This window comes from Streptomyces sp. NPDC079141 (genome assembly GCF_040686775.1).
Classification (GTDB): Bacteria; Actinomycetota; Actinomycetes; order Streptomycetales; family Streptomycetaceae; genus Streptomyces.
In genome coordinates, this window is record NZ_JBFBLP010000006.1 from 286121 (window position 1) to 312046 (window position 25926).

The window sequence follows — 25926 nt, forward strand, 5'->3', positions numbered from 1 at the left end:
CAGGGGCGATCCGACTCGGAATCGTTATCGCGGTGATCGCCGGTGAGCAGGGCTTATCGACAAATCCACCGAGGTCGTACGGTACGCATTCGTCGATAAGCCGCAGTTCGGTCAGGGCTCGCGCACAGCTGACATCACGTCACCGCGACGGCCTCCGCCGCCTGTTGAGGCGGTGCACTCCCGTCGCCGGCCGGCGTCTCCCAGTCGGGCTCCGGCGGCGAACTGCCCGCCTCCGGCTCGGGCCTGCCCGGCCGCCGGAAGGCCGACGTGCCGCGCGCCAGGTCATGGCCGATCGCCAGCGCGTCGATGTCGGCCGAGGTCCAGGACTGCCCCTCGCGCACCTCCGAGCGGACCTTCAGCCTGCCCTGCACGATGACGGGGTCGCCCACGTTCAGCGACGCCGCCGCGTTCGTGGCGAGCTGGCGATTGGCCCACACCGTGAAGAAGTTGGTGTGCCCGTCCGTCCAGAGGCTCTTCTCCCGGTCCCAGTAGCGCTGGGTCACCGCCAGCCGGAACCTGGCCGACGGTCCCGCCGCGAGCTCCCGGTACACCGGCCGCGTCGCCACGTTGCCCACCACGCACAGCACCGTCTCGTTCATCGCGAATCCCTCCCTCGCCCGAGCATCCGCGTCGGGCGGATACGCGTACGGGCCCGTCCCGTACGGCTGCGTCCTGCCTTGCCGCGACCGCGACCACCGCGATCGCCGCGAAGCCAGACTGCCTCCGTCGGACCGAGCCCGCTGCGCCCTGTGCATCACCCCCGGCCTGTGGAAAACCCCGTCACCCGAAGGGGAGACTCCACATCGCCGCAGGGGACACTCCGCATCAGACGCCCACGCCGGCCACCCTCCCGTACTGCTCCCGCACTTCCCGGTACCGCAGCAGTTCCGCCGCCACCGGATCGAGCACCCGGGCCCGCCCGCATCCGGCGGCCGCCTCCCGCAGGCGCCGTTCCGCCTCCGTGCCGTACCGCCGCGCAGGCCCTCGCGCCGCCATCCTGCAACTCCACTCCACGAGCGGACCGCCGACGATGCCGGTCACCATCAGCAGCACCGGCACTCCCAGGTTCGGCGCCATGACCCCGACGATCTGCCCCACCAGCCACAGCCCGCCGACGATCTGAAGGAGCGTCATGCACGCCTGCACCAGGACGGCCGCCGGCCACCAGCCCGGCCGCGGCGGGCGCCCCGGCGGCAGACCCGCGCGCGCGGCGAGCTCGTCCAGCGCCTCGGGCAGCCCCTGGGAGCCGCGTACGGCCGCCTCGCGCACCGCCTGCGCCCAGGGCGCGGGCAGCCCGGCCGACGCACGCTCGGACACCGTCCGCACCGCCTGTTCCACGCGCTGCCGCGCGGTGGCCTCCTCGTCCGCCTGCGCCCGCAACGGCAGCCGCCCGGTGGGCGGTTCGCACCGGTCCTGGTACCAGCGCCACAGCCGCAGCCAGGGCGTACCGCACGCGCGGTTGGCGTTGCGCAGCCAGGCGCGTTCGGCGGCCTCGCCCGCGGCGGTGGCGCCCACCGCGTCCGCGAGCCGCGCGGCGAACTCGTCCCGCGCCTCCTCGCTCAGCCCGGTCCGCCGGGACGTGGCGTAGACGGGCCGCAGCCGCCACGCCGCGGCGTCCACGTCGGCCGAGATACGGCGCGCCGCGGCCCCGCGCTCCGCCACGAACTGGCCGAGTGCCTCGCGCAGTTCGCCGACGCCGTCCCCGGTGAGCGCGGACAGTGCGAGCACGCTCGCGCCGGGTTCGCCGTACTCGCCGAGCGCGATCCCGTCCTCGTCCAGCAGCCGTCGCAGGTCGTCGAGGACCTGCTCGGTGGCCTCCCCGGGAAGCCGGTCGATCTGGTTGAGGACGACGAACATGACCTCCGCGTGGCCCGCCATCGGCCGCAGATAGCGCTCGTGCAGGACGGCGTCCGCGTACTTCTCGGGGTCGACGACCCAGATCACCGCGTCGACGAGGTCCAGCACCCGGTCCACCTGCTCGCGGTGCTGTACGGCCGCGGAGTCGTGGTCAGGCAGGTCGACCAGGACGAGCCCGCGCAACTGCCCGTCCGGGTCGGCGTTCTGCGCGGGCCGCCGCCGCAGCCGCGGCGGGATGCCGAGCCGGTCGATGAGGCTCGCCGCGCCGTCGCTCCAGCTGCACGCGATGGGCGCGGCGGTGGTCGGCCGGCGTACACCCGTCTCCGAGATCGTCACCCCGGCAAGCGCGTTGAACAGCTGTGACTTGCCACTGCCGGTGGCCCCCGCGATGGCGATCACGGTGTGCTGCCCGGAGAGCCTGCGCCGCGCCGCCGCCTCGTCGAGCACCCGGCCCGCCTCGGCGAGGGTCCGGCTGTCGAGCCGCGTCCGGGACAGCCCCACCAGCTCGCGCAGCGCGTCGAGCCGGGACCGCAGCGGACCGTCGTACGCGAGCGGCGTCACGGTCTGCGGCCCGGTAGCCCTGCTCTCCGTGACGACGGCCGGCTGTTCCCCGGCGGCGGTCTCGTTCACCCGCCGGGCGATCAGCCCGTCGTCCCAGGCGGGCGGGGAGTCCGCGCGAGGGGAGCCGTCGTCCACGCGCGCGTGCTCGTCGTCGGCTTCCCCTTCCGCACCGGCGTCCTCGGCCTCCGCGGCCTCTACGTCCGGTTCGGCCGCCTCCTCGGTTTCCGCGCCGGACGGCTCCCCCACGGAGACGCCGCCCTCGGGGGACTCGCCCTTGGCGACGCCCTGGTCCGTGCCCTCGGCATCCTGTGTGTGCCCGTGGTCGTGGTCCCGGTCAGTGACGGCAGTCACCTGTCACCTCTCCTTCTGCAGTACGGACAGCGCGGCGATGAGTTCGGCCTGGGGCTCGGGGTGGACGTCGAGCGCGTCGAGGGGGGCGAGACGGCGCTCGCGTTCGGCGTGCACGACCCGGTCCAGGTGTTCGGTGAGCAGCCGCCCGCCCCGGTCGCGCAACCGCAGCGCGCCGTGCGCGCCGATGCGCTCGGCGAGGCCCTCGCCCGCGGAACGGGCCCGGCGTCCGCCCAGCAGCGCGGTGGCGACGAGGGCGGCGACCACCTCGGGATCGGGCGCGGCACTCCGGTCGAGGTCGCGCACCTCGTCCTCGGCGTACTCCTCCAGCTCGCGCCGCCACCGCCGTACGGCAAGACCGATGCGGTGTTCGGCGCTCTCCAGGGAGGGGTCGCGGTCGGCCAGGCCCGGGGCGCCCGCCGCCGGTTCGCGCCGCCAGGCCTCGTCCACGCGCTCGTCGGCGGCCGTGACGGCGCACAGCAGGAGGGCCGCGAGACTCTCCACGAGGGCGTCCAGGAGCTCTCCGGCGGAGCAGTCCAGCGGGAAGGCGCGCCAGCGCTTCAGGGCGTCCCCGGCGAGGACGGCCCCGGCCTGGAGACGGCCCCGTACGCGCGTGTGCTCGCTGTCGTAGGCCCCGTCGACGGCGGCGGTGAGCCGCAGCGCGGCGGCGTACTGCGCAGCGGCTGCGCCGGCCAGCTCGGGCATGCGGGCCTTGAGCGATTCGAGGGCGCCGTAGGCCGTGCGGGCCAGGACGTGCTGCCGGGCGGCCTGGTCCTGGGCCTGGTGGACGAGCCAGGTGCGCAGCGGCGCCACGGCGGTGGCCGGCAGCAGTCCGCCGCCCCAGGCCGACTCGGGCAGCTCGGGCACGGTGAAGCGGGGCACATGGCCGAGGCCTGCCTTGGTGAGCAGCGCCCCGTACTGCCGGGAGACCTCGGAGACGACCTGGTGCGGCACACGGTCGAGCACCGTCACGAGCGTGGCGTCGTACTCCTTGGCGGTGCGCAGCAGGTGCCAGGGGACGGCGTCGGCGTAGCGGGCGGCGGTGGTGACCATGACCCAGATGTCGGCCGCGCAGATCAGTTCGGCGGCCAGGACGCGGTTGTCGGCGACCAGGGAGTCGATGTCGGGCGCGTCGAGGAGGGCGAGTCCGCGCGGGAGCGTTTCGGCGGTCTCGACCCGCAGCACGCGCGCGGGGTCCTCGCCGGGCAGCAGGAGTTCGTCGCCGGGCTCCTGCTGGGGCACCCACACGCGCGTGAGGTCGGGCAGCACCCGCATCCCGCTGAACCAGTGATGGTCCTCCGGGTGGCACACCAGCACCGGAGTCCGTGTCGTCGGCCGCAGCACGCCGGCCTCGCTGACCCGGCGCCCCACGAGGGAGTTGACGAGCGTCGACTTGCCGGCCCCGGTGGAGCCTCCCACGACCGCCAGCAAGGGTGCTTCAGGTTCTCTCAACCGGGGCACCAAGTAGTCGTCGAGCTGGGCGAGCAGTTCGTCGCGGTTGGCACGCGCGCGTGGGGCCCCCGCCAGGGGCAGCGGGAAGCGTGCGGCGGCGACACGGTCGCGCAGAGCGGAGAGTGCGTCAAGCAGCTGAGGCCGTACGTCCAAGGTCACCACATGCGAAGAATGCCCAATTTTAGGGGAATTCTGAAGCATATGAGAATGTCTGCGCGCCGATGGAACACAAGGGATGGAAGGGATGACTGGGACACCGGCACAGTCCAGGCATAACGAGTGCACAACACCCGATGCGTGAGACGCCAAAAGCGGTGCACGATTCGTACCTGCCTGCGATTATCAGGACCGCTTCACCGAACCTCCACATCGAGCCACGGAGGCGAAGCAGCAGGGACAAGGACGCGGGAGCCCTATCCTTGTCCCCGGCAACGTCACGGATCAGCCCGCACCCGGGCACCACGACAGAGGCCACCACACCCGGCCCCCGTAGCTCAGTGGATAGAGCAGGCGCCTTCTAAGCGCTTGGCCGCAGGTTCGAGTCCTGCCGGGGGCGCTCATTCCTCACCCTCCCTCGGGAGGGCTTTTTGCTGTTGAGGACAGAGGGAGACCCCCGTGCCCCTGCGCTGCGCCGTCCTGGACGACTTCCAGAACGTGGCCGCCCGGCTCGCCGACTGGACGCCGGTCGCGGACGACGTCGAAGTCGTCCCGTTCTTCGAGCACATCGAAGGCGAGGACGCGCTGGCCGCCGTGCTCGACGGGTTCGACATCGTCGTCACCCTGCGCGAGCGCGTCCCCTTTCCCGCCTCGCTGATCGCGCGTCTGCCTCGGCTGAAACTGATCGTCGCCTCCGGGATGCGCAACAGTGTGATCGACTACGCCGCTGCCGAGGCGCACGGGGTCACCGTCTGCGGTACGGAGAGTTCCTCGACCCCGCCCGTCGAGCTGACCTGGGCGCTGCTGCTGGGCCTGGCACGCGGCCTCGTCGAGGAGAGCAACGCCCTGCGTGCGGGCGGGCCTTGGCAGTCCACCGTGGGCGCGGACCTGTACGGCCGTCGGCTGGGGCTGCTCGGGCTGGGGAAGATCGGCAGCCGGGTGGCGCGGATCGGGCTCGCCTTCGGTATGCAGGTCACGGCCTGGAGCCGGCACCTCACCAAGGAGCGCGCGGACGAGGTCGGCGTCCACCTGGCCCCTTCCATGGAGGCGCTGCTCGCGGACAGCGACTTCGTCTCCGTCCACCTCGCCCTCGGTGACCGCACCCGCGGCCTGCTGGGCGCCCCCGAACTCGCCCTCCTCAAGCCGACGGCCTACCTGATCAACACCTCGCGCGCGGCGATCGTCGACCAGGACGCCCTGCTCGCCGCCCTGCACGAGGGCCGTATCGCTGGTGCGGCGCTCGACGTCTTCGACGCCGAGCCCCTCCCCGTCGGCCACCCCCTGCGCACGGCACCGCGCCTCCTGGCCACGCCCCACCTCGGCTATGTCACCGAGGCCAACTACCGCACGTACTACGGCCAGGCCGTGGAGAACATCCGCGCCTACCTTGCGGGCGCCCCCGTGCGCAGGCTCCCCTGACCGACGAGCCGGTAGATCCCGTCGCTGCGCCGCAGATGATGCAGGTCGACCAGATAGCGCCGAAGGGTCACATGGTCGACCTCCCCGTCCTCCTCGCACCAGGCCCGCAACCGCTCGTCGACGACCCGCTCCGGGTACTCGACGCCCGCCTCGAAGCTCTGCTCGGCGATGTGCTGGAGCAGGAGCTTCTTGCGGGTCCACTGCCGGGGCAGCCGCACCAGCCGTCCGTCCCGGACGAAGGTCCGCAGGGTCGGATCGCCCCCGGCGTCCGGGACCGCCTCCTGCGCCGCCCGCGCCCTGACCCGCTCCCGGAACACGTCGTAGGCGACGCCCAGTTCCCCGCCGTCCCCGCCGGTCACCACGTCCTGCTCGCGCAGCCGCCGCAGCGCCGTGGCGGCCTCCTTCACCGACAGGCCGGCCGCCTCGGCGGCCTCGGCCGGGGTGGCCGCTCCCAGGGCCACGGCGGCGAAGACACGCACCCGCTTCTCGTCGGTGAACAGACGCATGAGTTCGTCGGTTGCCATGCCGCGGAGGCTAATGGACGCCGCCGCACGGCCTAAAACGATTTCCGGCCCACCCGCCGCCACCGGCCCTTTGCCGTCATTCGCCGTCCAGGAAGGGTGATCCGGGCCCGACCGCCCGTGACCAGCCGTGAGTGTCGGCGTTGAAGGGGAAGTGCGGCGGCGCGTCCTGCCGTCGTGCTCACCGAATCAAAAGGAGAACGTGATGTCTCGCATCGCGAAGGCAGCCGCTGTCGCCGTCGGCACCGGTGCCATGGTCGTCGGCGGGGCCGGCCTGGCCCTGGCGGACGCGGGCGCCCAGGGCAAGGCCGTCGGCTCGCCCGGCGTGCTGTCGGGCAATGTCATCCAGGTCCCGATCCACGTGCCCGTCAACGTGTGCGGGAACACCGTCAACGTGATCGGCCTGCTGAACCCGGCCTTCGGCAACACCTGCGCCAACGTCAGCGACGGGGACGACAAGAACGGCGGCTACGGCTACGGCGACTGACCCTCGTCGGCTGCACCCCGGAGCCCCGGCACTCCCCGAGCGCCGGGGCTCAGCCACGTATACAGCTCCCCTCAGCCGTACCGGTAGATCCGCCCCACGTCCTCCAGCCCGTCCGGCGTCACGTCCCACGGCGGCAGCTTCTGGTGCCGGGCGACGATCCGGCCGCGCTGGCTGCTGCCCAGGCCGGGCGGCTTCGCGGGCAGGTAGCGGGCGCCCGAGCCGTGCCGGCGCTGCCAGCGGGTCCACAGCAGGTCGATGAAGGCGTGGTGCAGCCAGAAGACCGGGTCGTTGACGGAGGAGCCGCCGACCATGTCCCCGCCGACCCAGCGGTGTACGCGGTTGTGATTGCGCCAGGCGACCGGTCCGCGCCCGGCGCCCCACCCCTCCAGCTTGTTGCGGAACCCCTCGCGGACCGTGGAGTCCCAGGGCTCGACGTCGTAGCGGCGATCGGACAGCGCCCACTCCACGTCGCTCCTGGTCGGCAGCTCGATCGGATCGCGCACCCGCCCGAGGTCGCGGGTGAGGAACTCCCCGTCCGTGACGGACTCCTTGATGGTCCAGTTGCCCTCCCCGTAGGCGAACGGCCCGGTCATCACCCGGCGGTCCGAGCGCCGTCCGGTGCCGCCGAGGAGGTCCGCGGTCCACGGCGCGGAGGCCGCCGTACGGTCCTTCGTCCAGTCCCAGTACGGCACGGTCACCGAGGAGTCCACCCGGCGCAGCGCCCGCTCCAGGTCCAGCAGGAACTGCCGGTGCCAGGGCAGGAAGGACGGCGCCATGTGGGCCGTACGCAGCCCGCCCTCGCCGTCGGAGACGTAGTACTCGATGTGCATCCGCACGAACTCGTCGTACTCGCCGCGCCGTTTCAGCTCCAGCAGCGCCTTGACGAACCGCCGCCGCTCGGCGCGGGTGAGGGTGCTGACGTCCTTACGGATGTACGCCATGGTGATCCCCCGTGTCCGCGTCGTGTGTTCCTGTCTCGCGCAGCCGCTCCCCCGGCCCGAGTTCGTCGACCGCCGCGCGGGCCGCCTCCAGGGGGGTGGCGTACGAGCGGTAGTGGTCGACCATGCTCAGCCAGGTGCCGTCGGCGCGCCGCATCAGGTGCAGCCGGCGCCCGTCCACCGTGATGTGCCACTCGGCGGCGCCCAGCGAACGGGCCGCGGAGGTTTTGATGCCGCGGATGCGGCGGCCCCGGTAGGTCTCGTCGAAGACGACGCTTCCGGGGTTGTCCTGCGGGCGTGCGGGCCGGGAGGCGGCGACGACGGGGGCGAGCGCGAGGGCGCCGACGGCGGCGCCCAGCCCGCGCAACAGGTCCCGCCGCCGGCCGCGCACCGGGCCGGGTCTCGCCTGGCCCTTCGCTCCGGGTTCCGCACCCACTGCCAATCCGCCGACGCTGACGACCATCGTGTGCTCCTCGTCCGGTTCGCTTGTCCGTAGCGGTAACCGCCCGACGGCCCGAGGAGTGACGGAACGTGCTCCGAAAAGCCGACGGGCCCGGGCGCGCCGCCCGGGCCCGTCCGCCGCTGCCGTTACAGGCCGGGCCCGGTCACCAGCTCGGCGCCGGGCACGGTCTGCAGCACGGGGGTGAGCACACCCACCTGCGGCAGCTTCGGCTCCGGCAGGCCGAAGTTGTCGGCGTTCGGCGCGGTCAGCGGGGCGTCCACGCTCAGGCCCGGCGCCAGCGTGCGCAGGTCGGAGGCGGGGGCCTGGACACCGACGTGGTCGAAGTCGTCGCCCAGCACGTGCGGCAGCGGGGCGCGCAGACCGGCGCCGGGCAGGCCGCCGCTGACCGGCAGCTGCGGGATCACCCGGTCGGGGATGAGCCGGCCCTCGACGTACCGCGGGCCCTCGGGCGCGCCCGGCATCGGCACCGGGATCTCGCCGCCGAGCTTGGGCAGTTCGATGTTGAGGGACTTCTCGACGCCGTCCAGCGGCACCGGGACCGGGACCGTGCCGACCGCGGCGGCGGGGGCGGCGCTGGCCACCGCGGCCGCGACGCCCGTGACGACGGCGGCAAGAGTTCCTCGGGTGGTCGACTTCATCTCAGGTACGGTCCCTTCCAGGGTTCGGTGGATCGACGTCCGTACCGCACAACGAGCCCGCAATCGCCACCAGCGCACAATTCGCCCGACTGCCGCAGTAGTACGACCTACGCCGGTCAGCTCGTCCAGAAGTCCCACCAGCGCGTCAGGATCAGCATCCCGACGACACCGAGGTGCAGCACCGGCAGCACCCAGGTGAACTCGTCGAAGAACGCCCGCAGCCATCCGGGCGCGGGCAGGAACCGCTGCCGTACTACTAGCGAGACGACGTACCAGAACAGAATGATCGTGGCGATCCACGCCAGGACGCACCACAGGCACAGCGCGTTGATCCGGTACAGCGACTCGAACTGGAGCCAGGACACGAACCCGACCCCGAACAGGCAGCCGGCCGCGAAGGTCAGCCAGTACCAGCGGGGGAAGGCCACACCGGTCAGCAGGCTCACGCCGACGCAGATGACGATGCCGTAGGCGACCAGGCCCAGCATCGGGTTGGGGAACCCGAAGGCCGAGGCCTGGTCGCTCTCCATGACGCTGCCGCAGGACACCACCGGGTTCAGGCTGCATCCCGGAGTGAAGTCCGGGTCCTCCAGCAGCTTGAACTTGTCGATGGTGATGACCCAGGAGGCCAGCAGGCCGGCCGCTCCCGTGATCACCAGCAGGGCGGAGAAGGCGCGACTGCCGCCCGCGGTGCGTGTCATCAGCCGCGCAGGCTGCGGGCCGGCAGGACGACGTGCGCGGCGGCGTCGAGGGTCTCGTCGGCACCGGCGAAGGCGGCCAGCGCCTCCGGGTCCACCGGCTTGCCGGGCTCGGCCTCGGGCCAGGGGCGGGTGGTGAACACGAAGTAGGCGAAGCCGCGTTCCTCGACGGCCGCGAGCCACTCCGGCGGCGGGGCGCACTGGGCGTTGAAGCCGGGCATGTTGACGACGGCCGCGCCGGACTCGACGAGCAGGCTGACCGGGAGGCTGGGCCGGGCGGCGCCGTCGACGAGTTCGCCGCCGACGGGCAGTCCGTTGTTCTCCAGCAGCGCTTCGACGGCCTCGGCCGAGGCCTCCGGGCCCTGCGCGCCGTCGCCGAGGGTGTAGGCGAGGAGGTAGGGCATGTCGCCGTCGGGAGCCTCTCCGCTCCAGGCCATCACGACGAGCGTGCCCAGGTCGGCGGCGCGGTAGGCGCGGGTATCGCTTGAGGTTGAGGTCACCGCGCGACCTTATCGACGCGCCGGAAGGCCCCCGGGCCCGTTCTCACCCGCACGGGCGAGCGCCCGCGGCCTGTCCACACGAACGAGGGACGCGGCCTCGAACAGCGGCCGGAGCACAACGCCGAGGGCCGGTTCCGTGTGTCACGGAACCGGCCCTTTCGGCGCGCGGGGCGCAGGAATTCGGGGGGGGAAGTCAGCTCTGGAGGGGAAGCCCGCCGAGCAGGCCACCGCTGGAGTTCAGGGCGGTGGTGGCGCCCTTGACGGTGTTGAGCACGGAGTCCTTGTTCTCGGTGTCGAGCGCGTTCGACTGGTTCTGCACCGGCATCACGTCCAGCGGACCCTTGGTGAGCGTGTTCACGGCGCCGTTGAGGCTGGTGGGCGTGAGGTCGGCGGTGTCGTAGGCGAACGCGGGTGCGGCGGCACCGGCGATGGCCAGGGAACCGGCAACGACAGCGGCAGCCTTCAGGGACTTCATCGTGGTCCTTTCTTTCCGGCAACTCTTGTCACCAGAGGGAATTCTGACGCCGTGCCTAACGACCTTCCTGCGGACCGGAAACCCCGGGCGACGTAATTGGGCTTTCATGAAAAAGGCGTGGTGCCGGCCTCGGGAAGAGACCGGCACCACGGCATTCGGTGAGGGCTGCTCAGCTGGTGGGCAGCAGACCGCCCGTCGGCAGCGCGGGCGGCGACACCGGCAGGGCGGGCGGCGACACGGGCAGCGCCGGCGGGGCGACCGGGAGGTCGACCGGCAGGCTCGGCAGCGGCGGCAGGCCGGCCAGGCTGGGGGCGGGCAGTCCGCCGCCGAGCAGCGTGGCGGCGAGGACGTTGACGAGGCCGGTCAGTACCCCGGTGACGGCCGGGACGACCTGAGCGACGTCCCCGGAGGTGACGGCCGCGAGCAGGGTGTCGACCGCCTTCTGCAGGGCGGCCAGCGCGTCGCCGACGAGGTCGGCGGGGAGCTCGGCGGCGGGCGCCTTGGAGTCGCCGCTCCTGTCGTCGCTCCTGTCGTCGCTCGTGTCGTCGCTCGTGTCGTCGCTCTTGGGGAGCGAGGGCAGAGCCGGCACGGCGGGCACGGCGGCGGCCGGGTCGACCGGGAGGGCGGCGGCGGGGTCGGCGGGCAGCGCGGCGGCCGGGTCGGCCGGTACCGCCGGGGTCTCCGGGAGCGTCGGCGGGGTGACCGGCGCGGCCGCGGTGACCTTGGCGATGGCCTCCTTCACGGCGTCACCGAGCGCGGCCGCGTCCGCGGCCGGCAGCTGGCCGTTGTCGGCCTTGAGTACGGAGTTCAGCAGGTCGGTGACGGGGGTGAGCACGGTGCCGAGGTCACCCAGGCCCTTCACCTGGGCGAGGAGCGCGTCCGCGCCGGGGACCGGCACTGCGGACGCCGCCTCGATGCGCTCGCGCTTCGACTCGGTTTCGACCGCCACCGCGGCTGGTGCGGCGATTCCGATGAGGACGGCGGCGCTGAGTGCGGCGGACGCAATACGCCGTGCGGGCAGAGCACGCATGGGAAATTACCTTTCGGTGTGGGACAAACCTGTGCCCACCGTGAAAGCGCTCACCGCGCTCTGCAACCGAGCGAATCCACTGCGTGACCGCACCTCATCCGCGTCACCCCTGGTGAGGCGGCCTGTCAAGCACCAACACCCGCTCGCCGCACCTACCCCCCATTCGGGGCAACGCGAACCGCAACGCGAACCGCAACGCGAACCGGCCGCCCTGCCGTGGCGGATCCACGGAAAGGCGGCCGGGAAAGGGGCTCGCTGCGACGTCAGTCGTTGACGCAGGTGTTGCCGAACGCCGGGTTCAGCAGACCGATCACGTTGACCGTGTTGCCGCAGACGTTGACCGGAATGTGGACCGGAACCTGGATGACGTTGCCCGACAGCACACCCGGGGAGTGGGCGGCGGCGGCGTGCGCGTCACTGTCGGCGGCGGCGATGCCGGCGCCACCCGCAACGGCCGCGGCGGCAGCGGACGTAAGGACCAGGCCCTTCGCGATACGCGACATGGAGAGGTGCTCCTTGGAGTTGTCACAAACACCCGGGCGGGGATGCCCGGCGCTGTGTCAACGCGCGGCGCTCACCGGGGTTGTGCCGCCAATGGAGTGATCTCGCGACAGGCCCGGCTTCACCATTCCGACACACTTGGCACGTTTCGCCGGATTAATACGGATAGCGGCTAGAGTTGCGGACCTCCTGAAGCACCCCTATTGCAAGCAAATCGCACCTTTTCCGAAAGGTCACCGCCGGTCATGCGCCATTCCCCGGGCCTGCTGTTGCGCCGTGCGACGGTGGGCGTCCTCGCTCTCGCCACGATCTGGGCCCCCGGCGCCGCCCGGGCCACCGCCCCGCCCGCCCCGGAGTCCGCGCGCCTGGCCTTCGCGGAACGGCATCAGGCGCTCCAGCACGGGGGGATCGTCCGCGCGGCCAACGCCTCGATCAGCTGCCGTACGACGACGGCTCAGGACTGCGCGGCCGCCCGCACCGGCCCGGCCGGCGCCAACAGCCGGCTCGACATGTTCTACGTCGACGTCGACAGCGACCCGAACACCTACAACTCCTCCCGCGCCGAGGTCCGGATGCCGGCCGGCTCCCGGGTGACGTACGCGCGCCTGTACTGGGGCGGCAACCTCCGTGTGGGTGAGCAGAAGCCGTCGGCGGACAACGGGCGGGTGCTGATCGCCGAGCCGGGCGGCCAGTACGAGGCGGTCCTCGCGGACACGGTCGTCGGGCATCGCGTGGCACACGGCGCGGACGCCTTCCAGGCCTCGGCGGACGTCACGAAGCTGGTGCGGGAGAGCGGTTCGGGGCTGTACACGGTGGCGCAGGTCAATGTGGCCATGGGCAGGTCGGCGGCCGGGGCGTGGGGCGGCTGGACGCTGGTCGTGGCGTACGAGAACCCCGAGGAGCCGCTGCGGCACCTCGCCCTGTGGGACGGGTTCGACGCGCTGAACTCCCGTGCCGGACAGCTCATCCGGCTGAGCGGAATGCCGTTCCCGAAGGGGGCGCGCGGATACGCCGGGCTGGTGGCGTACGACGGGGACCGCGGCCGTAGGGGTGACGCGCTGACCGTCGCGGGGGTCCCGCTCGGCGACCCGGCCAACCCCCGCGACGACGTCCTGAACTCGACGATCAGCGAGCCCGGGGCGGCTCCGGCGGAGCGTGCGCCCGCGTACGCGAACACGCTCGGCTACGACTCCGACGTGTTCGAACTGGACCCGGCGCTGCGGGCCGGTGGTGACCAGCTGGCCTTCCGGCTCGTTTCCCAGCGGGACGCGGCGTGGGCCGGCGTGCTCTTCGTCGCCGTCGACGCCCAGCAGTGAGGCGCGTTCCCGCCCGTCCCGAGCGACACCCGTGAGCGAGGAAACCGCGCAATGCACCAGTCAGCCACCGACCCTCCGCCGCGGGTCCTGCACCTCACCCAGCCCGTGGACGGCGGGGTCGCGCGGGTCGTTACGGACCTGGCCCGGGCCCAGCTCGCGGCCGGCCTGCACGTCACCGTCGCCTGCCCGGACAGCGCACTGAGTGCCGCACTGCGGGCGCTGGGCGCCGACGTACGGCACTGGTCCGCGACCCGCTCCCCGGGTCCGACACTCGTTCGAGAGGTACGTCATCTCGCGCGCGTGATCGAGGACGTGGGCCCCGATCTGGTGCACGCCCACAGCGCGAAGGCCGGGCTTGCCGGGCGGCTCGCCGTGCGGGGGCGGATCCCGACCGTGTTCCAGCCGCACGCCTGGTCGTTCGAGGCGGTCGGCGGGCCCCTGGCGGCCATGGCGCTCAACTGGGAGCGGCAGGGGGCGCGTTGGGCCTCGCGGACGGTGTGTGTGAGCGAGGCGGAGCGCATGACCGGGCTGCGCGCCGGGATTCGCGCCAAGTGGTCGGTGATCCCCAACGGCATCGACCCGGAGCGCTTCCACCCGGCCGCCGTCGGCACCGTACGCTCCGGGCTTCTGCCGGAGGTCGATCCGCGGGCCCCGTTGGTGGTGTGCGTGGGGCGGCTGTGCCGGCAGAAGGGGCAGGACGTGCTGCTCCAGGCGTGGGGCTCGGTGGCGCGGCGGGTTCCCGGGGCCCGGCTGGTGCTGGTCGGGGACGGGCCGGACGGGGTGTCGCTGCGGGCCCGCGCGCCGCGGTCGGTGCTGTTCGCGGGGGCTGTCGCCGATGCCGCCCCCTGGTACCAGGCCGCCGACCTGGTCGTCCTGCCCTCGCGCTGGGAGGGGATGGCGCTCGCCCCGCTGGAGGCGATGGCCTGCGGGCGGCCCGTGGTGGTGACGGACGTGGACGGCGCCCGGGAGAGCCTGCCGGCCTCGCTCGCGCCGCACTGCCTGGTGCCGCCGCGGGACCCGGCGGGTCTGGCCGACGCCGTTGCCGGGCTGCTCGGCGATCCGCTGCTGTGCGAGTCGCTCGGCCACCAAGGACGCCGGCACGTCCTGTCCACGCACGACGTGCGGCACACCGCCGAGCGGATCGCGGACCTCTACCGCGAACTGCTGGGGCGTGAAGTGCCCACCGAGTACAGGGAGTCCATCCACTCGTGACTGCCGAAAGCACCGTCCCCTCGCCCGCCGGGCAGCCACGGGATCCCGGTTTCTCGCCCCTCTCGGTCATGCCGTCGCGCCGCACCGCCGCCGGCTTCCGCTTCCCGGCGCGCAGACCCCGCCCGCGCCCCGCCTCGCCGCTGCCCCTGCTGGCCGCCGACGGCGCCGCCGCCTGCACGGGTGCCCTGGCCCTGAGCCGCCCGATCCTGGTCGGGCTGCTGGTGACCGCCTCCCTGCTGCTGCGCCCGCACCTGCCCCGGCCCACGACCGGCGTGCTGGACGAACTGCCCGCGCTCTGCGGCCGGATCGCGGTGGCCTGGCTGGCGCTGGCGGCCGCGGTGGCCACGTACGCCCCGCACCACGCCCTGTCCGCGCGCACCCTCCTGTTCGGCTTCCTGCTCCAGTCGGCGGCGGGCTGCGCGGGCCGCGGCCTGGTGCACTGGCGGCGGCGCACGGCGCTGCGGGACCGCCCGCGCGCCGCGCTCGTCATCGGCCCGGCGGCGACCGCGCAGCGCGTGTCCGCCGGAGTGCTGCGCCATCCGCGGTGCGGGGTGCGCCCGGTGGGCATCGTCGCCGAGGACCCGGACGGCACCGAGGGCCTGCCCGTGCTGGCGACCGGCGGGGAGGTCGAACGGGCGCTCATCCAGAACGGCGTACGCGACGTGCTGGCCGTGCATCCGTCCGTACGCTCCGAACAGGCGCCGCTGCTGCGGGCGTTGGCCGAGTCGGGGTGCACGGTGTGGGAGGTCGACGCGGACTCCCCCGCGTACACCACCCGGGGCCAGCTCGCCGGGTTCGCCTGCCGGCGCCTGGACCTGGGGACGACCCGGCGGCGCGGCAGTGCGGGCAAGCGGATGCTGGACATGACGGTGTCCGGGACGCTGCTGCTGCTGGTCAGCCCGCTGCTGCTGGTGTGCGCAGTGGTGCTGCGGGTGACCGACGGACCCGGCGTGGTCTTCCGGCAGGAGCGCATCGGCAAGGACGGGCGCCCCTTCACGCTGCTGAAGTTCCGCACCCACCGCCCGGTCGACGAGCACGAGGCGGCGACCCGCTGGAGCGTGGCCGGCGAGGTGCGCATGTCGTGGTTCTGCCGCTTTCTGCGCCGCACCTCGCTGGACGAGCTGCTCCAGCTGTGGAACGTCCTGCGGGGCGACATGAGCCTGGTCGGTCCGCGCCCCGAACGCCCGTACTTCGTCGCGAAGTTCAGCCAGACCTACCCCGGTTACGCGGCCCGTCACCGGATGCAGACCGGCATCACCGGTCTGGCCCAGATCCAGGGACTGCGCGGCGACACCTCCATCGAGGACCGGGCGCGCTTCGACAACGCCTACATCGACAACTGGTCGCTGTGGCAGGACGTCTGCATCCTGCTGCGCACGGCCGCCGCGCTCGTGCGTCCGACGGGGAGCTGAACCGATGACCAGCCTGGCACTGACCGCGCCCCGCGCCCGGTCCCTCTCCCCGGTCCTGCCGGTGGTGGCCGTCGTGGCCCTGGTGGGGCTGCCCCTCGGACCGGGCGGCGAGGGCGGCGCGGGCCCGGCCGACGCGCTCTCCGCACTGGTGGTGCTGTACTGCGCGATCCGTCTCGTACGGGACCGGCGGCGCCCCCTGTCCCGTACCGCCGCCGTGGTGCTGGGCCTGCCCGTGGTGGGGCTGGCGGTCGCGGCCATGGGGGCGTCGTCGCCGGGGGCCGGGCTCACCGGCATGGGCCGCTATCTCCAGGTGTTCGTGCTGGTCCCGGCCGCCGTGCTGCTGCTGATCCGGGACCGCGCCGACTTCCGGCTGCTGGCCTGGTCGTTCGTCGCCCTCGCGGGATGGCAGGGAGCCGTCGGCGTGCACCAGTACGTCACCGGGACCGGCGCCTCCTACCAGGGCGAGACCATCCGGGCGGTCGGCACCTTCGGGGCGCAGGACGTGATGGGCATGGCGACCGTCGTCTCCTTCGGGCTGGTGTGCGCGGTGGGCCTGGCCCTGGGCCGCACGCCGCTGCGGCAGCGCGCGGTCGCCGCCGTCTGCGCCGTGGCGCTGCTGCTGCCGCTCGCGCTGTCCTTCAGCCGGGGCGCGTGGATCGCGACCGCGCTGACATGCACGGTGCAGCTGGCGCTCGCCGGGCTGCGCCGCGCGCTGAAGGTGGGCGCTGCCGTGGCCGCGGCGGGGGTGATCCTGGTGGGCGGGTTCGGGATCGGCACGGCGATGCTCCAGGAGCGGATCAGCAGCATCACCCAGGTCACCGACGCACCCGACCAGTCCGTCACCGACCGGTACACGATGTGGGCGGCGGCCGTCGGCATGTGGCGCGAACAGCCGCTGACCGGCGTGGGGTTGAAGGGCTTCCCCGAGCACCGGGACGCGCACGCCTCGCTCGCGCTGTCCTCGGGCAGCGACACCGAGGGCGCGGGTGCCGCGTATGTGAAGCAGCCGCTGCTGTCCCCGCACAACATGTATCTGCTGATCCTCGCCGAGCAGGGCCTGATCGGCCTGCTGGCGCTGGCGGGCGGCTGGCTGGCGCTGTTGGTGTGCGCCCTGCGGAAGGTCCTGCGGCGCGGCCCCGGCCTCGACTGCGGGCTGGTCGCCTGCGGGCTGCTGGTGTGGCTGCTCGTCGACTTCGCGTACGCCGACATCGGCGGCCCGTCGACCGTGCTGACCGCGCTCTGCCTAGGCCTTGCGGGGTGGTTCGGGCTGAGCGGCGCCTCCGAGGAGGCCGCGGCGCGATGACGGTGACGCCTCCTCGGACCGGCGCCGACGTGACGCTTCCGTCGGCGCGTTCCGGTGACCCCGGGCCGGTCCGGGACGGCACCGAACTCGCCCCTGTGTCCCGGAAGTTCCTTGCCCGCGCCACCCTGGTCACGGCGGTGCTGTCCATCGCCGGCGCCCTGCTGGGACTGGCCCGCGACCAGGCGCTGGCCCGGCTGTTCGGGGCGGGGAGCGAGACGGACGCCTTTCTCGTGGCGTGGACGGTGCCGGAGTTCGCCTCGACGCTGCTGATCGAGGACGGTCTGGCCTTCGCGCTGGTCCCGGCGTTCAGCCTGGCGCTGGCCCGCCGCGCGCAGGGCGCCCCCGGCGATCCGGTGCGGTCGCTGGTCGCGACCACGCTCCCCCGGCTCACGCTGACCCTCGTGGGCGCCGCCGCCCTGGTCGTCATGACCGCCCCCTACCTGGTCGAGGCGCTCGCCCCCGGGCTGCCCGACCGGGCGCTCGCCGTGGACTGCACCCGGCTGACCGCGACCTGCGTGCTCAGCTTCGGGCTCGCCGGGTACTGCAGCGCGGCGCTGCGGGCGCACCGGCGGTTCCTGGCCCCGGCCGCGATCTACGTGGCGTACAACACGGGCATCATCACGGCGATGTTCGTGCTCGGCGGGCACTGGGGGGTGCGCTCGGCGGCCGTGGGAGTGGCGGTGGGCGGCGCCTTGATGGTGGCGGTCCAACTCCCCTTCGTATTCAGGCAGTTGCGGCGCAAGGCGACCGTGACCGAGGAGGCGGGAGCCACGGAGGGACAGGCCGTCGCCCTCGCCCTGGTGGCGACCGTGCTGCTGTTCGCGCTGTGCCGCCAGTGCCAGGTCCTCATCGAGCGGTACCTCGCCTCCACCCTGCCCGCAGGGTCCATCTCGCACCTGAACTACGCGCAGAAGGTCGCCCAGATCCCGATGACGCTGTCGCTGATGCTGTGCACCGTCACCTTCCCGGTGGTGGCGCGGGCGCTGGCCGAGGGCGATGTCGAGCGGGCCCGCACCCGAGTGGAGCGCGATCTGGCCCTTGCCGCGTGCGTGGTGCTGCTGGGCGCCGCGACGGTGATCGCCTGCGCGCCGCAGATCGTCGAAGTCCTCTTCCAGCGCGGCGCGTTCACCGCACAGGACACCGCGGCGACCGCCGGCGTGATGCGCGTGTACGCCCTCGGGCTGCTCGGCCAGACCCTGGTCGGCGCCCTGGTCCGCTCGTACTTCTCGGCGGGCCGTCCCACCTGGTTCCCGGTCGCCGTGATGACCGTCGGCATCGTCGTGACGTCCTGGATCGGCGCCTGGACCGTGGGCCCCTGGGGCGTGTCCGGGATCGCCGCCGCGAACGCCGCCGGCATCACCGTCACCGCCGCCCTGCTGCTCGCCGGCATGGGCGAGCGGCGCAGCGTCGCGATCCGCACCCGGCGGGTGCTGCACGAGCTGAGCCGACCGGTGCGCGCGGCGGTGGTCGCGACCGTGGCCGGGGCCTTCGCCGCCGCCCGCTTCGACTCCGCCCTGCCCGGCCTGGCCGCCGGTGCCGCGACGGTGGTCGCCGTCTTCGTCCTGCTCGGCTGGGCCATCGGCGCCCAGGGAATCGCACCCGCCCTCCACTCCGTACGTTCCGTCACGCGAAGGCTCTGCCATGTCCGTAACCGTTGAGACCGGCCCGGTCCCGTGGGTGGCGATGTACCACTCCGTGGGCGACTGCTCGGACGACCCGTATCGCATCACCGTCACCCCCGACCGCCTCGACGAACAGCTCGCCCGGCTCGGCCGGCGCGGTCTGCGGGGCGTGTCCATGGCCGACCTGCTGGCCGCCCGCGCCCGCGGCGAGGGCCGGGACCTGGTCGGGCTCACCTTCGACGACGGGTACGCCGACTTCCTCGCCGGCGCCCTGCCGGTGCTGCGCCGCCACGGCTGCGGCGCCACCCTCTTCGTCCTCCCCGGCCGCCTCGGCGGCGACAACGCCTGGGACCCGCTGGGTCCGCGCAAACCCCTGCTGACCGCGGACGGCATCCGGCGGGCGGCCGAGGCGGGCATCGAGATCGGCTCGCACGGCCTGACCCACGTCGACCTCACCAAGGCGGACGACGCGCGACTCCGCGCCGAGACCGCCGAAAGCAGAGCACTGCTCTCGGAGTTGATCAGTGCTCCGGTCACCGGTTTCTGCTACCCCTACGGCACGGTCGACCAGCGGGCCGTCGACGCCGTACGGGACGCCGGATACGCCTACGGCTGCGCCATCGACCCCGGCCCGCTCAGCAGCCTGCTTGCCATCCCGCGCGTGCACATCGGCCAGAACGACACCGCCGTACGCCTCTACCTCAAGCACCGGCTGCACCGGCTGCGCCGCCGTCCCGTGGCAGGCCTGCGATGAAGGCGCTGCACATCATCACCGGCCTCGGTGTGGGCGGCGCCGAGCAGCAACTGCGGCTGCTGATCAGGCACTTGCCGGTCGGCTGCGACGTCGTGACGCTCACCAACCCGGGCGCGGTCGCCGACGGACTGGTCGCCGACGGGGTGCGCGTCGTCCACCTCGGCATGACCGGCAATCGCGACCTGGCCGCCCTCCCCCGCCTGACCCGCCTGATCCGCACCGGCGGCTACGACCTCGTCCACACCCACCTCTACCGCGCCTGCCTCTACGGCCGCCTCGCCGCCCGCCTCGCCGGGGTGCGGGCGGTCGTCGCCACAGAACACTCCCTCGGCGACTCGCAGATGGAGGGCCGCAGGCTCGGCGCGGGCGTGCGCGGCCTGTATCTGGCGGGCGAGCGGCTCGGCCGGATGACCGTCGCCGTCTCCCCCACGGTCGCCGACCGCCTCAAGCGCTGGGGCGTGCCCGCACAGCGCATCGAGGTCGTCCCGAACGGCATCGACCTCGACCGCTTCCGCTTCGACCCGGTCCAGCGCCTGCGCACCCGCCGCCGCCTCGGCCTGCCCGAGGACGCCTACGTCGTGGGCGGCATCGGCCGGCTCACCGCGGGCAAGGACTTCGCCACCGTGATCCGGGCCCTCGACCGGCTCCCGGACGACTGCTGGCTGCTGCTGGTCGGCGGCGGCCCGGAGGAGAACGTGCTGCGGCGCATCGCGCACGAGGCAGGCGTCGCCGACCGGGTCCTGTTCACCGGCGAACGCCCATACGTGCCCGACGGCACCCCCGGCCCCGACCTGCCCGCGCTCACGTCCGCGATGGACCTGTTCGCCTCGCCGTCCCCGGAGGAGGCCTTCGGCCTGGCGGCCGTGGAGGCCCTGGCGTCCGGACTGCCGGTGCTCTACGCCTCCTGCCCGGCGATCGAGGACCTCCCGCGCCACTTCGCGCCGGCCGCACGCCGGGTGCGGGGCGGCCCCGCGGACTTCGCCCGCGCCATTGCCGCGGCCCGCGCCGAGGGCCCGCGCCCGCGCACCGCGCCCGAGGCCGCCCTGCACTACGGCATCACCCGCAGCGCCGACCGCCTGATGGACGTGTACACGGCGATCACGACAGCCCCCGCATTGTCCCCATCACCCCAGGGAGTCAGTCCGTCATGACCGAGAACCCCCGCCCGCTCACACCACTGACCCGCGCCAAGGCCCTGCCACCCTGGTCCCTGCTCGCCGCCGGTGTCCTCGCCGGCGGCGTGCTCGGCGGCGCCTACGGCGTCGTCAAGACGCCGACCTACACAGCCACCAGCTATGTCGTCGCCGTCCCCACCGAGAAGTCGGACCCGGCCTCCGCGCTCGGCTTCGCCCAGGCCTACGGCCGGGTCGCCACGCAGCTCGCGGTGCTCGGGGACGCGCAGGTGTGGGCGGGGGTGCCGGTGAAGACGCTGAAGGAGAGCGTGCAGACCGCGACCTCGCCGGACGCCCCGATGGTCGCCGTCACCGCCACCTCCACCCGCGCGGACCTCGCCGCCGACATGGCCAACGCCGTCTCCCGCGCCCTGACCCGGCACGCCAACGACGGCGCCGACTCCACCAACGTCAAGCTCCAGCAGTTCGCCCGCGCCACCAAGCCCACCGACCCGTCCTCGGCCGGACCCGTGGTGACCGGCCTGGTCGGCGCGAGCGCGGGCGGTCTGCTGGGCGGTCTCGTGCTGCTGGTCCGGCCGCGGCGGACCGCCGAAGCGCCCGGCCGCCCGGCCTCCGTGCCCGGTCCGGCCGTCGCCGCCGACGCCCACGGCCAGCTGTGACGCACACGACGGAACTCGTCACGGACGACACCGTCTTCGCCGGCCTCGCCCCGGACTGGGCGCGGCTGTACGGCCGGTGCTCCACCGCGACCCCGTTCCAGAGCCATGCCTGGCTGCACTCGTGGTGGCTGTCGTACGGCCGCCCCGGCCGACTGCGGCTGCTCCTGGTGCGCGACGGAGGCGAACTCGTCGCCGCCGCGCCCCTGATGCGCGTACGCCGTCCCGTACCCTCCCTCGTGCCGCTCGGCGGGGCGATCTCCGACTACGGGGACGTCCTGATGGACGACGAGCGCGGCGAGAAGGCGGCCGCCGCGCTCACCGAGGGGCTCGCCGCCGCGGCCCGCACCGCGCTGGTCGACTTCCGCGAGGTACGGCCGGGCGGCGCGGCCGAGCGGATCTACGACCACTGGCCCGGGCCCCGGCGCCGGGTGGCCGACTCGCTCTGCCTGGAGCTGCCCGCCGTACCGATGGAGGAGCTGGTGGCCCGGCTGCCGTCGGCGAAGGCACAGCAGCGGGTGCGGGCCAAGCTGCGCAAGCTGGCCTCGCTCGGGGTCGAGCGGCACGTGGTGGCGCCGGACGAGGTCGACAAGGCGCTGCGGCGGCTGCTGGAGCTGCATCAGTTGCAGTGGCAGGGGCGGAAGGTGACGTCCGAGCACCTGCGGCCCCGGTTCTGCGAGCACCTGGTGCGCTCGGTCGAGCCGATGGTGCGCTGCGGTGACGCGGTGGTCACCGAGTTCCGCCTCGCCGACGACGTGGTGGCCGTCGATCTGACGCTGTTGTCGGGGCGGCTGGCCGGCGGCTATCTGTACGGCGCCCATCCGTGCCTCAGGGAGCGCAAGGCGGACGTGGCGGTGATGCTGCTCGACGCGTGCAGCGAGCACGCCCGGGGCACGCTGAGCCTGCTGCGCGGGAACGAGCCGTACAAGCAGCACTGGCGTCCCGAACCGGTCGTCAACCAGCGGCTGCTGCTGGCCCGGCGCCGCACCGCCCCGCTGCTGGCGGCGGCGCTGTGCGACGTCGCCGCGCGGCGACGGGGCAAGGAGCTGGTGCGCCGCTGGAGGGAGCGCGACGGTGGCGGCAGGTCCTGACGGGCCTGCCGCCACCCGGGGTTCACCTGTTGCGCGACCACCAGTCGAAGCGCAGGCACAGTTTCCCGCCGAGCCAGTACTCCACCCAGTCGCCCAGGTCCAGCGGCGAGCAGTCGGGCGGTGTGGTGGGCTCGACCGGAGTCGGCGTCGGTTCGACCGGCGTCGGCGTCGGCGAGGGGTCGTCGGTGCGGCCGAACAGAACCGACCGGTAGACCTCGGACGAGGCGGGGTTGTCCTCGCACTGCCACACGCCGTGCGGGCAGTAGTCGGTCAGCGTGTTGTACAGCGGCTTGTGCTCGTCCATCCAGGCGAGCATCCGCCGCATGTACTCGGCGTTGTCGCCGTTGCGGAAGAGTCCCCATTCGGGATAGGAAATGGGCTTGCCGTGGGATTTGGCGAAGTCCACGTGTTCCTGAAGTCCGTAGGGCTCTTTCACCTGCTCGTCGAACGCCATTCCGCGCGGTTGGTCGTACGAGTCCATTCCGATGACGTCGACGGTGTCGTCACCCGGATAGCACTGCGTCCAGGGAACGGCGTCCCGGCCGCGGGTCGGGGTGAAATCGAAGCGGAATTCCTGGCCCGGCACCGAACGCATGGTGGTGACGATCCTGTTCCAGTACTTCTTCCAGGCCTCCGGGTCCGGCCCGCACCGATGGGTGTACGTGATGCCGTTCATCTCCCAGCCGAGCACGATCACCGTGTCCGGCACCTGCAGCTCCACCAGCCGCTCGGCCAGGGCGCGGTAGTGGTGGTCGAAGTAGCCGGCGGCGCCCCGCCGCAGCAGCAGCCGGACCTCGGCGTCGGAGACGTGGTCCTCGTTGCGCTCCAGCATGGGGACGTTGAGGACGAGCATCCGGTCGTCCTGCTCGCGCCGCCAGTCCGCCCACACGTCGAGGAAGCCGGGGGCGCCCTCGATATTGCTCCACCGGTCGCCCGGCAGATAGGTGTGGCCGACGCGCAGTTCGGCGCCGCCGAGCCAGCGGCTGAGCTCGGCGATCCGGGCCACGCCGCGGGGGCCGTAGTCGAGGTAGGCGCCGAAGGCGGGGACGTCCTTCCTGGGCTCCTCGGCCGGCTCGGGGGTGATGCCCGGCGCCGGCTCGATCACCGCGGGCGCCGTGGGCGTCGGAGCGGGAGGGTCGGCGACCCGCACCACCCCCGCGCCCGCGGCGAATCCAGGACCGGACGCCAGGGCGGCGGACGCGGCGACCATTGCCGCGACACAAGCCAGCCGCCGGCGGGACCGTGCCGGTCGCTGTTGTGGGGCCATGCCTGCTCCTTTCTCCACTCTCGCTCGGATACGGATGACTGAGCCTCACTGACACTCAGTCATATGAACAGGAATTACGCCAGCGCCGTTACGGCTTTCGAGTGCCGCGCTCGCCCGACCGAAGGAATTTGAATACGTGCCACTGTTCGACACCCGGGTCCCCGCGGTACTGCTGCGAATCGACCGGAATCCCTTTCACCACGGCACGCTGGGTGCCGTGCGCTCCCTCGGCAGGGCGGGCGTGGATGTGCACGTGGTCGCCGACTGCACGGCAAGTCCCGTACGCGCCTCGCGCTTCGTACGGCAACTGCATCCACCGCCGCCGCCCGGCGCCGCCCTCGGTGACATCGCGGTGGCGCTGCGCCGGGTGGCCGCCGGGATCGCGCGTCCCGCCGTGCTGATCCCGATGGACGACGCCGGTGCCGTAGCGGTGAGCCGGCTGCGCGAGGAGTTGGCGCCCGCCTATCTGCTGCCGCAGCAGCCCGGCCGGCTGCCCGAACGGGTGGCCGACAAGGCCGGGCTGGCCGAGCTGTGCGCGGCGGCGGGCGTGCCGCAGCCGCGGACCGTCGTCCCGGACAGCGCGGACCAGGCGGCTCGCGCGGCCTGGCGGCTGGGGCTGCCCGTGGTCGCGAAGTGGAGCCGGCCCTGGCTGCTGCCGACGGACAGCGGGCTGCGCAGCACGGTCGTCGTGCGCTCGGCCCAGGAGGCACGGGCGCTGTACGAGCGATCGCCGGAGGCGGGCAGCCGGCTGCTGCTCCAGGAGTTCCTGCCGCCGACACCGGACGGCGACTGGTTCTTCCACGGCTATGCCGACCGCTCCGGCGCGGTGCGCGGCGGCGGTCCGGGCGTCAAGCAACTGTCCTGGCCGCGCGGCGCGGGCCTGACGGCGGTGGGCCGGTGGACGCCCAACCCGCAGGTGCAGGCGCTCGCCGAACGCCTGGTCGGCGAGCTCGGCTACCGCGGCATCCTCGACCTCGACTTCCGTCGCTGCACCACGACCGGCCGGTACCACCTGCTCGACTTCAACCCGCGCCCCGGCGCCCAGTTCCGCCTCTTCACCGACACCGCGGACCTGGACGTCGTACGCGCCCAGCACCTGGACCTGACCCACCGTCCGCTGCCGGACGGCTCACCGCGCTCCGGGCGGCTGTTCGTGGTGGAGAACTACGCGCCGCTGACCGCGCTGCGCCCGGCGCCGGACGGCCGGGAGGCGGCCTGGTACGCGCGGGACGACCGCGCTCCCGGCTGGGCGATGTGGGCGCTGTGGACGGCCCACGTCGCCCGCCGCCTGCTGGCCCGTCTGCGCCGCGCGCCCTCGACGGACCGGGCACACGCGCGCGTGGTCCGCCAGGTGCCTCCCACCCTCGACACCGACGTGACCGACGACGAGAAAGCGAGCAGCTGCTGACGTACGACCTGCTGGTGGTGGGCGCGGGTCCGTACGGTCTGTCCGCCGCGTCCCACGCGGCGGCGGCCGGGCTGAGCCTGCGGGTCCTCGGCCGGCCGATGGCGTCCTGGCGCGACCACATGCCGCGCGGGATGTACGACGGCGAGACCCTGCACGCCCGCACGGTGGCACTGGCCGTGGGCGTCATGCCCTTCGTGGAGATCCCCCGGCCCCTGCGCAGCCTGCCCCCGTCGCTCGTCTCCCACAGCAGTCACCACAACGCGGCCCGGCTCCGCTGGAACGACGTCCCACCCCCCTGGGACCGCCCCTGGTGGCGGTCGGCCCGCTCCCCGCACACCGGCCTGGGCCCGGCGGGCGCCTGGTGGCTCCGCGACCGGGTCGAACCGGCCGTCGAGGTCCTGCTGGGCCACGAGGTGGCAGCGGCGGGCGCGACGGCGTCCGGGGTACGCCTGGAGCTGACGGAGGGCGCCTCACTGGAGACCGAACACGTCATCGCGGCAACGGGGTTCAGAGCTACCCGAAACCGTCCGACCCTGCTCTCCGAACGGCTCCCCGCACATCGCCCGCGACTTCGAGTCCTCCCACCCGGACCTGTTCCTGGCGGGCCTGACGACAGCGTCCGCCTACGGCCCAGCCATGCGCTTCGTGTACGGGGCGACGTACACGGCGGGGGCGTTGGTACGCGGGGTGCAGCGACGGCTGCGGGCC

The 25926-nt window shown here is 73.4% G+C and carries 25 protein-coding genes, 1 tRNA gene and 1 pseudogene; 14 read left to right on the forward strand and 13 right to left on the reverse strand.

Annotated elements, in window-relative coordinates; all coding sequences use genetic code 11:
• Window positions 1-134: 134 nt before the first annotated feature.
• From AB0Q90_RS19805 to AB0Q90_RS19815, 3 genes are all read right to left on the reverse strand, one after another.
• Window positions 135-599: a single-stranded DNA-binding protein gene (locus tag AB0Q90_RS19805; protein WP_363160306.1), complete on the reverse strand. Its 465-nt coding sequence runs from the start codon at window positions 597-599 to the stop codon at window positions 135-137.
• Window positions 600-825: 226 nt separating this feature from the next.
• Window positions 826-2769 carry a YfjP family GTPase gene (locus AB0Q90_RS19810; RefSeq protein WP_363160307.1) on the reverse strand — a complete coding sequence of 648 codons (1944 nt, stop codon included), beginning with the start codon at window positions 2767-2769 and terminating at the stop codon, window positions 826-828.
• Between the two features lie 3 nt (window positions 2770-2772).
• The gene (locus AB0Q90_RS19815; protein ID WP_363160308.1) at window positions 2773-4380 is read right to left on the reverse strand and encodes a dynamin family protein; all 1608 of its coding nucleotides are present in this window, start codon (window positions 4378-4380) and stop codon (window positions 2773-2775) included.
• 321 nt (window positions 4381-4701) lie between these two features.
• On the opposite strand from AB0Q90_RS19815, the gene AB0Q90_RS19820 reads away from it, so the two are divergent.
• Window positions 4702-4774 (forward strand) — tRNA-Arg (locus AB0Q90_RS19820).
• A 59-nt stretch (window positions 4775-4833) separates the two neighbouring features.
• Window positions 4834-5793 (forward strand): D-2-hydroxyacid dehydrogenase family protein, encoded by a 960-nt coding sequence (locus AB0Q90_RS19825; protein ID WP_363160309.1) that lies wholly within the window; start codon window positions 4834-4836, stop codon window positions 5791-5793.
• On the opposite strand, the gene AB0Q90_RS19830 is transcribed toward AB0Q90_RS19825, so the two are convergent.
• Window positions 5757-6317, reverse strand: a complete 561-nt coding sequence (locus AB0Q90_RS19830) for a DUF2087 domain-containing protein (RefSeq protein ID WP_363160310.1) — start codon at window positions 6315-6317, stop codon at window positions 5757-5759. The two genes, AB0Q90_RS19825 and AB0Q90_RS19830, sit on opposite strands and share 37 nt — an antisense overlap.
• Window positions 6318-6519: 202 nt before the next feature.
• On the opposite strand from AB0Q90_RS19830, the gene AB0Q90_RS19835 reads away from it, so the two are divergent.
• Entirely contained in the window at window positions 6520-6801 is a 282-nt protein-coding gene (locus tag AB0Q90_RS19835) for a chaplin (RefSeq protein ID WP_363160311.1), read from the forward strand.
• Between the two features lie 71 nt (window positions 6802-6872).
• Here AB0Q90_RS19835 and AB0Q90_RS19840 read toward each other — a convergent pair whose 3' ends face one another.
• From AB0Q90_RS19840 to chpG, 8 genes are all read right to left on the reverse strand, one after another.
• Window positions 6873-7742: a tyrosinase family protein gene (locus AB0Q90_RS19840; protein WP_363160312.1), complete on the reverse strand. Its 870-nt coding sequence runs from the start codon at window positions 7740-7742 to the stop codon at window positions 6873-6875.
• Window positions 7726-8202 (reverse strand): tyrosinase family oxidase copper chaperone, encoded by a 477-nt coding sequence (locus tag AB0Q90_RS19845; protein ID WP_363160313.1) that lies wholly within the window; start codon window positions 8200-8202, stop codon window positions 7726-7728. The genes AB0Q90_RS19840 and AB0Q90_RS19845 overlap by 17 nt, the downstream gene beginning before the upstream one ends.
• A 125-nt stretch (window positions 8203-8327) precedes the next feature.
• A complete protein-coding gene (locus tag AB0Q90_RS19850) occupies window positions 8328-8840 on the reverse strand; it encodes a hypothetical protein (protein WP_363160314.1) in 513 nt (170 codons plus the stop codon).
• A 116-nt stretch (window positions 8841-8956) separates the two neighbouring features.
• Window positions 8957-9541 (reverse strand): vitamin K epoxide reductase family protein, encoded by a 585-nt coding sequence (locus AB0Q90_RS19855; RefSeq protein ID WP_363160315.1) that lies wholly within the window; start codon window positions 9539-9541, stop codon window positions 8957-8959.
• The gene (locus AB0Q90_RS19860; protein ID WP_363160316.1) at window positions 9541-10038 is read right to left on the reverse strand and encodes a DUF5949 family protein; all 498 of its coding nucleotides are present in this window, start codon (window positions 10036-10038) and stop codon (window positions 9541-9543) included. Before AB0Q90_RS19860 ends, AB0Q90_RS19855 begins: the two co-directional genes overlap by 1 nt.
• A 193-nt stretch (window positions 10039-10231) precedes the next feature.
• A complete protein-coding gene (locus tag AB0Q90_RS19865; RefSeq protein ID WP_363160317.1) occupies window positions 10232-10513 on the reverse strand; it encodes a hypothetical protein in 282 nt (93 codons plus the stop codon).
• 169 nt (window positions 10514-10682) lie between these two features.
• A complete protein-coding gene (locus AB0Q90_RS19870) occupies window positions 10683-11543 on the reverse strand; it encodes a hypothetical protein (protein WP_363160318.1) in 861 nt (286 codons plus the stop codon).
• Between the two features lie 263 nt (window positions 11544-11806).
• Window positions 11807-12046: a chaplin ChpG gene (chpG, locus tag AB0Q90_RS19875; RefSeq protein ID WP_363160319.1), complete on the reverse strand. Its 240-nt coding sequence runs from the start codon at window positions 12044-12046 to the stop codon at window positions 11807-11809.
• Window positions 12047-12289: 243 nt separating this feature from the next.
• Here chpG and AB0Q90_RS19880 point away from each other — a divergent pair, with 243 nt between their 5' ends.
• The 9 genes from AB0Q90_RS19880 to AB0Q90_RS19920 are packed head-to-tail and all read left to right on the forward strand — an operon-like array spanning window position 12290 to window position 22543.
• Entirely contained in the window at window positions 12290-13360 is a 1071-nt protein-coding gene (locus AB0Q90_RS19880; RefSeq protein ID WP_363160320.1) for a DUF3344 domain-containing protein, read from the forward strand.
• A 51-nt stretch (window positions 13361-13411) separates the two neighbouring features.
• Window positions 13412-14572, forward strand: a complete 1161-nt coding sequence (locus AB0Q90_RS19885; RefSeq protein ID WP_363160321.1) for a glycosyltransferase — start codon at window positions 13412-13414, stop codon at window positions 14570-14572.
• Window positions 14569-15984, forward strand: a complete 1416-nt coding sequence (locus AB0Q90_RS19890; protein ID WP_363160322.1) for an exopolysaccharide biosynthesis polyprenyl glycosylphosphotransferase — start codon at window positions 14569-14571, stop codon at window positions 15982-15984. Before AB0Q90_RS19885 ends, AB0Q90_RS19890 begins: the two co-directional genes overlap by 4 nt.
• Before the next feature lie 4 nt (window positions 15985-15988).
• Window positions 15989-17287: an O-antigen ligase family protein gene (locus AB0Q90_RS19895; RefSeq protein WP_363160323.1), complete on the forward strand. Its 1299-nt coding sequence runs from the start codon at window positions 15989-15991 to the stop codon at window positions 17285-17287.
• Entirely contained in the window at window positions 17284-18945 is a 1662-nt protein-coding gene (locus AB0Q90_RS19900) for a lipid II flippase MurJ (protein WP_363160324.1), read from the forward strand. The genes AB0Q90_RS19895 and AB0Q90_RS19900 overlap by 4 nt, the downstream gene beginning before the upstream one ends.
• Window positions 18929-19663 (forward strand): polysaccharide deacetylase family protein, encoded by a 735-nt coding sequence (locus AB0Q90_RS19905; protein ID WP_363160325.1) that lies wholly within the window; start codon window positions 18929-18931, stop codon window positions 19661-19663. Before AB0Q90_RS19900 ends, AB0Q90_RS19905 begins: the two co-directional genes overlap by 17 nt.
• A complete protein-coding gene (locus tag AB0Q90_RS19910) occupies window positions 19660-20814 on the forward strand; it encodes a glycosyltransferase (protein ID WP_363160326.1) in 1155 nt (384 codons plus the stop codon). Before AB0Q90_RS19905 ends, AB0Q90_RS19910 begins: the two co-directional genes overlap by 4 nt.
• The gene (locus AB0Q90_RS19915; protein WP_363160327.1) at window positions 20811-21455 is read left to right on the forward strand and encodes a lipopolysaccharide biosynthesis protein; all 645 of its coding nucleotides are present in this window, start codon (window positions 20811-20813) and stop codon (window positions 21453-21455) included. The genes AB0Q90_RS19910 and AB0Q90_RS19915 overlap by 4 nt, the downstream gene beginning before the upstream one ends.
• Entirely contained in the window at window positions 21452-22543 is a 1092-nt protein-coding gene (locus tag AB0Q90_RS19920) for a GNAT family N-acetyltransferase (RefSeq protein ID WP_363160328.1), read from the forward strand. Before AB0Q90_RS19915 ends, AB0Q90_RS19920 begins: the two co-directional genes overlap by 4 nt.
• A gap of 22 nt (window positions 22544-22565) precedes the next feature.
• On the opposite strand, the gene AB0Q90_RS19925 is transcribed toward AB0Q90_RS19920, so the two are convergent.
• Window positions 22566-23810: a glycosyl hydrolase gene (locus AB0Q90_RS19925; protein WP_363160329.1), complete on the reverse strand. Its 1245-nt coding sequence runs from the start codon at window positions 23808-23810 to the stop codon at window positions 22566-22568.
• 136 nt (window positions 23811-23946) lie between these two features.
• Between AB0Q90_RS19925 and AB0Q90_RS19930 the strand changes: the two genes are divergently transcribed.
• Together AB0Q90_RS19930 and AB0Q90_RS19935 are read left to right on the forward strand one after the other, a co-directional pair.
• On the forward strand, window positions 23947-25218 hold the full coding sequence (locus tag AB0Q90_RS19930) for an ATP-grasp domain-containing protein (protein ID WP_363160330.1): 1272 nt from the start codon (window positions 23947-23949) through the stop codon (window positions 25216-25218).
• Window positions 25215-25926, forward strand: a pseudogene (locus AB0Q90_RS19935) (dimethylaniline monooxygenase); the annotation flags it as partial. The gene AB0Q90_RS19930 and the pseudogene AB0Q90_RS19935, both read left to right, overlap by 4 nt.

What these genes read in the sequence shown, in the direction of transcription:
- AB0Q90_RS19805 (WP_363160306.1), bottom strand. Translation starts at nt 599, where the DNA reads ATGAACGAGACGGTGCTGTGCGTGGTGGGCAACGTGGCGACGCGGCCG.
- AB0Q90_RS19830 (WP_363160310.1), bottom strand. Translation starts at nt 6,317, where the DNA reads ATGGCAACCGACGAACTCATGCGTCTGTTCACCGACGAGAAGCGGGTG.
- AB0Q90_RS19835 (WP_363160311.1), top strand. Translation starts at nt 6,520, where the DNA reads ATGTCTCGCATCGCGAAGGCAGCCGCTGTCGCCGTCGGCACCGGTGCC.
- AB0Q90_RS19840 (WP_363160312.1), bottom strand. Translation starts at nt 7,742, where the DNA reads ATGGCGTACATCCGTAAGGACGTCAGCACCCTCACCCGCGCCGAGCGG.
- AB0Q90_RS19845 (WP_363160313.1), bottom strand. Translation starts at nt 8,202, where the DNA reads ATGGTCGTCAGCGTCGGCGGATTGGCAGTGGGTGCGGAACCCGGAGCG.
- AB0Q90_RS19850 (WP_363160314.1), bottom strand. Translation starts at nt 8,840, where the DNA reads ATGAAGTCGACCACCCGAGGAACTCTTGCCGCCGTCGTCACGGGCGTC.
- AB0Q90_RS19855 (WP_363160315.1), bottom strand. Translation starts at nt 9,541, where the DNA reads ATGACACGCACCGCGGGCGGCAGTCGCGCCTTCTCCGCCCTGCTGGTG.
- AB0Q90_RS19865 (WP_363160317.1), bottom strand. Translation starts at nt 10,513, where the DNA reads ATGAAGTCCCTGAAGGCTGCCGCTGTCGTTGCCGGTTCCCTGGCCATC.
- AB0Q90_RS19870 (WP_363160318.1), bottom strand. Translation starts at nt 11,543, where the DNA reads ATGCGTGCTCTGCCCGCACGGCGTATTGCGTCCGCCGCACTCAGCGCC.
- chpG (WP_363160319.1), bottom strand. Translation starts at nt 12,046, where the DNA reads ATGTCGCGTATCGCGAAGGGCCTGGTCCTTACGTCCGCTGCCGCCGCG.
- AB0Q90_RS19880 (WP_363160320.1), top strand. Translation starts at nt 12,290, where the DNA reads ATGCGCCATTCCCCGGGCCTGCTGTTGCGCCGTGCGACGGTGGGCGTC.
- AB0Q90_RS19885 (WP_363160321.1), top strand. Translation starts at nt 13,412, where the DNA reads ATGCACCAGTCAGCCACCGACCCTCCGCCGCGGGTCCTGCACCTCACC.
- AB0Q90_RS19895 (WP_363160323.1), top strand. Translation starts at nt 15,989, where the DNA reads ATGACCAGCCTGGCACTGACCGCGCCCCGCGCCCGGTCCCTCTCCCCG.
- AB0Q90_RS19900 (WP_363160324.1), top strand. Translation starts at nt 17,284, where the DNA reads ATGACGGTGACGCCTCCTCGGACCGGCGCCGACGTGACGCTTCCGTCG.
- AB0Q90_RS19905 (WP_363160325.1), top strand. Translation starts at nt 18,929, where the DNA reads ATGTCCGTAACCGTTGAGACCGGCCCGGTCCCGTGGGTGGCGATGTAC.
- AB0Q90_RS19910 (WP_363160326.1), top strand. Translation starts at nt 19,660, where the DNA reads ATGAAGGCGCTGCACATCATCACCGGCCTCGGTGTGGGCGGCGCCGAG.
- AB0Q90_RS19915 (WP_363160327.1), top strand. Translation starts at nt 20,811, where the DNA reads ATGACCGAGAACCCCCGCCCGCTCACACCACTGACCCGCGCCAAGGCC.
- AB0Q90_RS19925 (WP_363160329.1), bottom strand. Translation starts at nt 23,810, where the DNA reads ATGGCCCCACAACAGCGACCGGCACGGTCCCGCCGGCGGCTGGCTTGT.